Source organism: Mesorhizobium sp. M7A.F.Ca.US.006.01.1.1 (genome assembly GCF_003997935.1).
GTDB lineage: Bacteria > Pseudomonadota > Alphaproteobacteria > Rhizobiales > Rhizobiaceae > Mesorhizobium.
In genome coordinates, this window is record NZ_RZQL01000398.1 from 1 (window position 1) to 3,819 (window position 3,819).

Here is a 3,819-nt window from a genome sequence, read left to right on the forward strand (position 1 = left end):
CCCTTGGCGGGAGCGGGCTTTTTTGCCTTGGTTGCCATTGGACCGAATCCCTCTTTTGGCACAATTGCCGTGTCGGGATAACGGCCTGAAAGTCTTAAGGTTCCCCTTGCGCAATCCGTCGAATCAAGCGGAAAGGCCGATCACCAGATCGGCGGCACTGCGCCGGGCCAGCACGCGCTCGATGTTGGGCAGGTCGTTGGAAGCGATCCAGGCGCGCGCATCTTCATCGGAGCGGCCATGTTCGTGCCAGCGCTCCATCAGGCGGCGCTCGAGCTCGTTGCGCGGCACGTCGACGAAGATCGAGAAATCGAACAGCGGCGCCAGCCGCGACCACGGCTCCTCGTCGAGCAGCAGGTAGTTGCCCTCGACCAGGATGAACTTGGTTTCCGTGGCGACGATCGAGGCGGCGGCGCGCGAGAGTTCCATGCTGCGGTCGAACACTGGGATGGCGATATCGGCTTCACCGGCCCGGATACGCTTCAGCAGGGCCTCAAAACCGGCAAAGTCGAAGGTTTCCGGCGCACCCTTGCGCGCGCGCAGGCCGCGCCGCTCGAGCACGGCGTCGTCAAAGTGGAAGCCGTCCATCGGCACGACTTCCGCTGCCCCTTCGGGCAGCAGGTCATGCAGCCGCGCCGACAGCGTCGACTTGCCGGAGCCTGGTGGCCCGGCAATGGCCACGATGAAGCGGCTTGCCTTGCCGGCGCGCTTGAAGATGGTGGCGGCGAGATGGGCGATTTCGGACATGAGAGCCTCTCTGGCAGGAGCTTCAAATCCACCATGTTCCGCATGATGATTTCGGCCACATCTTGGCGACAGTTCACGGAAATTTCAAACCCCGCGGCCGCGCAATCCCACCTATGAGGCCGCTGGCTGGCCAATGCGCAGGAAATCGCTGTCAAAGGGAACCTCCCGCATCGCGCCACCAGTTGCCAGCCGCATGCGGCCATCCGCCGTCGTGAGCTCCTGCGGTGGCTCGCCGCCAGACAGCGGTATGGCGCCGATGACATGGCGAAAGGAAACGCTTTGGCTTTCGCCCAGCGCAAAGGCGGTCGCTACCCCTTCGCGCCTCAGCCAGTTGTCGCCGATCGAAGCAGCATGGCCGACGGCAGCGCGGCCAGCCTCGATGCCGAGCACGCCCAAGTGGCGACCGCTCCATGGGGCGTAGTCGCGCCCGCCATTGCTGAACCACAGCATGGTGATCGGCAGCTCGGCCGGGTTTTTGAGCACCAGCACCAGGTCCTCTTCGGCCTGGCGCGCCAGCGCGGTCCAGCCCGGCCCGCCATGGTCGGCTTCGACGAGCGTGATGAAATCCTCGCGGCGGTCCTCCATGCGGTATTCCGTGAGATCGAGCGTGCCGCCGCCGGCGGCGGGGAAATGGCCGAGATCGGTGGAGCGCGCCGGATAGGCCAGCATAAAGCGGCCGCGGGCGGGATCGGGCTCCAGCGGATCGTCCAGCGTCGCGGCAAAACGCTTCGGCGAAAAGGCCAGCCTGCCGCCGCCCGTCATCACCGTCATCGGATGATGCGCGACCGAAATGGCGCCATCACCGCCGGAAAACACGTGCTCCTGATAGAGGAAGGGATGGCCGTCGCGCAGCGTCAGGATCTTGTCGACCGATGCGCCCATCACCTTGTGCCGCAGGCGGTAGACGGCGCGCCAGCCATCCTCCGTCGCGGCACTTTCGGTGACATCCCAGGCGCTGTTGGCCGGCCAGCCATGCAGCGGCGCTTCCTCGACATCGCTGCGTGAAAACGGCGCGCAGAGAAAATCGCCGGACAGCCGAACCGTGCCTTCCGGCAGATTGTCCGGCAGCGTCTCGTTCGCATCTACCCAGGGCGCGCGGTGCAGCGGCTTCAGCTGCCGCCCGCCACCCTCGACGACCATGTCGGCGATGTGGCCGACCGTAAGGTCGAGTGAAACCGAAATACCCCTAGCCTTGATGGTGTGGATGGTCATTGCGCTCTCACCGATTCTGAAGGCGCAAACTGGCCTGTTCGGCGGCGGTTGCGCAAGCGCCGCGATTGGCATTTTGCATCAGGCCAGCCGCTCCTACTGCCGCTTGTATTCCCGTACCGGCGATTTGGTGTCGTCGGTGTAGGTGACTTGCACCGACATCGATTTCACGCTGTCGGCGACCTTGAAATAGGGCTGGTAGTCATAGGGAATGGCGTAGGGGTCCTTCTTGTCGCAAGGCGGCATCTTGATCTCCTTGTCGAGCGCCGCCCCGTTCAGGCTGTAATGCACCTGCTTGATGGCGCAGCGGTAGGACAGCATCTGGGTGAAGTAGACCAGCCCATGGTTGCCGCTGGCATCGAAGGCGATCCACGAGGTCCAGAACTGGTCGAGGATCTGCTTGTTGCCCTGCTGAAGCGCTGTCTCCGGGTCGAAGCGGATGTCGAACGGGCCGGTCTCGCGGCCCCTGATATCGAGATATTTGATGGCGATGATCCCGGCCACGGTGCTGTCGGGCATCTCGAAGCTCGGATTGGCCATCGGCTTGCCTGTCGTCTGGTCGTTCATCGCCAGGAAACCGGTGTCGGTGAACGGACCGCTGTCGCCCATGCGCCAGGAGATGGCGGTCGCCGGCTCGGGCAGCGAGATGGTCATCGACCAGCCCTGGTTGGAGCGCATCGGCGTCAGCGAAGGCACGAAGCGGGCGGGATCGAGCACGTCGCCAAGCGCTGCCAGCCGGCTGCGGCTGCGGTCCAGCCAGTCGGCGAGCTGCGTCTGGTCGACGAAATATTTGAGCAGCCCGCCATCCTTCTCGTAGGCCATGAATTTGGTCAGCGCCTTGGCCTCGTTGCGCTTGTCGGCCAGCGTCTGGGCGCCGAGCCGGTCTTCCGAAAACTCCTGCGCCAACAGGAAATAGGCCGGCGCGAAATCGGCATGGGCCGCGATGAAGGCGTTGAGCTTGTCGGGGCGCTGGGCGTCGTCGAACTGCTGGATATGCACCAGCTTGATCGACAGCGCCTTGCCCTTGTCGACAAGCGCGCCGAACACTTCGCGGGCGCCAGCCTTGCCGTCCTGCACCCTAAGCAGCGTGGCAAAGCGCGTGTAGGGGTCGATGGCGTCGACATCGAAGCCGGCAAAGGCGAGGTAGGAGCGCCGCGCATTGAGCATGTCGCCCGACAGCTCGTAGACGCGGGCATTGTGGTAGAACTCGTCCGGCCGCTTCGGTTCGGCAATCGCCCCGCCCTGCGCGGCCAAGGCGGCAAACCCCTTGGCGATGGTGTCGATTGAGGCGGCGATTTGTTCTGATGTCGCCTGCAGCTTCTCGGTCTGGGCCTGCTGCTGCGCCTGGCCGGCGGCCAGCGTCTCGGTCTGCTTCTTCACCTCTTCGGTGGTCTTCTGAACTTCCGCCGTCTGCTCAGTCTGCTGCTGCTGGACGGAGGCGATCTCGTTGGTCGTCTTCGCCACCTCTTCGGTGGTCTGCTTGACCGCCTCCACCGTCTTTTGCGTCTGCGTAACCGTCTGCTCGATCCTGGCCACTTTTTCGGTAACGATGCCCATCGACTGCTGCAGCCCGGCAATGGCCGGCACCAGGCTGGCAATCACCCCGTTCTGGGCGTTGGTCTGCTGCTGCAGGCCGTAGACGCCGCCGGCGACGGCCGCCGCACTGGTGGCGAAAATCAAGGCCGGCAGCGCCTTTGCCGCCAGCACCAGCCTGAGCACGATGGCGATGGCGATGATGATTGCGGCCACCGCGGCGACCAGCGCGATATAGGCGGCGAACGGCGCCAGCGGATTGAGGATGTCGGATACGGCGCCCCCGATAAAGGCGACGCTGCCGGCCCATTTGCCGGTGCGGCTGAGCGATGC

General features: G+C 64.7%; 3 protein-coding genes. All 3 read right to left on the minus strand.

All coding sequences use genetic code 11. From position 1 onward, the window contains the following. Nucleotides 1-123 precede the first annotated feature (123 nt). The gene (locus EN943_RS35715; protein ID WP_127416464.1) at nt 124-744 is read right to left on the minus strand and encodes a nucleoside triphosphate hydrolase; all 621 of its coding nucleotides are present in this window, start codon (nt 742-744) and stop codon (nt 124-126) included. A 111-nt stretch (nt 745-855) separates the two neighbouring features. Then, on the minus strand, nt 856-1,956 hold the full coding sequence (locus tag EN943_RS35720; protein WP_127416465.1) for a hypothetical protein: 1,101 nt from the start codon (nt 1,954-1,956) through the stop codon (nt 856-858). 93 nt (nt 1,957-2,049) lie between these two features. Then, nucleotides 2,050-3,819: methyl-accepting chemotaxis protein (locus EN943_RS35725; protein WP_127416466.1), on the minus strand; the 1,770-nt coding region annotated here is incomplete at its 5' end.